The sequence below is a fragment of the Salinarimonas soli genome (assembly GCF_008386575.1).
Lineage (GTDB): Bacteria > Pseudomonadota > Alphaproteobacteria > Rhizobiales > Beijerinckiaceae > Salinarimonas_A > Salinarimonas_A soli.
Genome location: NZ_VUOA01000087.1, coordinates 1 through 1,506, shown reverse-complemented (window position 1 = coordinate 1,506; position 1,506 = coordinate 1). Strand labels below are relative to the sequence as shown.

The following is a 1,506-nucleotide window of genomic DNA, read 5'->3' as shown; positions in this document are numbered from 1 at the left end:
GGCTCGCCGGACGGTGGCTATTCGAGCGCCTCGGCAAAACTCAAGGTCCCCCAGTAGATCCTTAGGGGCCAGCGCGCCAATTGTTCCGACCAGTGGTCCGCGACGCCGACGGCGTGCGCCCAGCGAGCCGGACTGACGGTTTCACTGCCCGAGTTTCGGTCGTGCAACCCCGACAACCGTATGTGTGAGAGTGTCGAGGAGGCGCCCGCCCAGGCGGGCAGATTGCCAATAGAGCCTCACGTCGAGGGTCGTGCCAGGCAACAGTTCGATGAGACACCCACTCCTTAGGTGCTCGGCGATTAGGATGCGAGGGTTCATGGCCCAACCCAAGCCTTCCATGGTGCCGTCGACGAAGCCCTGGGTCGCGGGGATCCAATGCACAGGACCCTCCAAGTTGATCGCGAGCGCCTGATCGGCCCAGCGCGCTTGGAGCTGGTCACGTCGGTCGAAGCAGAGGTGGGGCGCCCGTGCGAGGGCATCGGACGTGACCCCGTCCGGAAACCACCGAGCGGCGAACGCCGGGCTCGCCGTCGCGACGTAGGCCAGTGTCCCGAGCTCAAGGGTCCGGCAGCCCTGGATCGGCTCGCCATGGGTGGTGACGGCCGCAAGGACCTCGCCCGACCGCAGGCGCTCCGCCGTGTGCTCCTCGTCGTCCAAGACGATGTCGAGCAGCGCTCCGGAACCTGCGGAGAACGCGGCCGCTGCGGGCATGAACCAGCTTCCGAGGCTGTCGGCGTTCACCGCCACGCGCAACGTCGGAGCGACCATCTCGGGTCTCCCAAAGCGCGCGAGCTCGGGCAGGTCGGCTGCCAGCTCCCCCTCCAGGAGCGCCACTTGCTCGACATGGGCGCAGAGGCGTGCCCCAGCGGAGGTCGCCCTGCAGGGTTGCCCCCGGATGACCAGCACGGCGCCCATCCGCTCCTCAAGGGCCCGGACACGTTGAGAGACCGCCGAGGGGGTGACGCCGAGGGTCCCGGCGGCGCGTTCGAAGCTGCCCTGGCGCACCACGGCGGCGAGCGCCGAAAGACCGGCATAGTCGAGCACGGATTAGCGCTCCTTCATCAACCTTAGTAGCTTTAGGTTCTCTACAGGGGCACGCGCCGGTATGAAACCCGCCATGTCATACGTCTCAGCCTTCCTGAACGGTTTCCTGGTATCCGCCGCCCTGATCATCGCCATCGGCGCCCAGAATGCCTTCGTCCTGCGGCAGGGGCTTCGCCGCGAGCACGTCGGTCCGATTGTGGCCCTGTGCGCATCCGCCGACGCGATCCTGATCGGCGCGGGCGTGGCGGGCCTCGGGGCGATGATCGGCGCCGCTCGCATGTTCACCTCCGCTCTAACCGTCGCGGGCGCAGCCTTCCTCACGTGGTACGGCGTCATCGCGCTGCTACGCTCCGCACGGCCGAGCGCCCTGGCGGTTGACGGGGGCGGCGCGATCAGCCTGCCCGCCGCCCTGGCGAGCGCCGCCGGCTTCACCCTCCTCAACCCGCACGTCTACCTCGATAC

Annotated in this window: 2 protein-coding genes; one reads left to right on the top strand and one right to left on the bottom strand. The window is 68.3% G+C overall.

Annotation, left to right across the window (positions count from 1 at the left end; translation table 11 throughout):
- Positions 1–141 precede the first annotated feature (141 nt).
- Positions 142–1,044, bottom strand: a complete 903-nt coding sequence (locus F0L46_RS25340; RefSeq protein WP_149822390.1) for a LysR family transcriptional regulator ArgP — start codon at positions 1,042–1,044, stop codon at positions 142–144.
- Between the two features lie 73 nt (positions 1,045–1,117).
- On the opposite strand from F0L46_RS25340, the gene F0L46_RS25335 reads away from it, so the two are divergent.
- A partial coding sequence (locus F0L46_RS25335; protein WP_188312152.1) for a LysE/ArgO family amino acid transporter occupies positions 1,118–1,506 on the top strand: 389 nt, incomplete at its 3' end.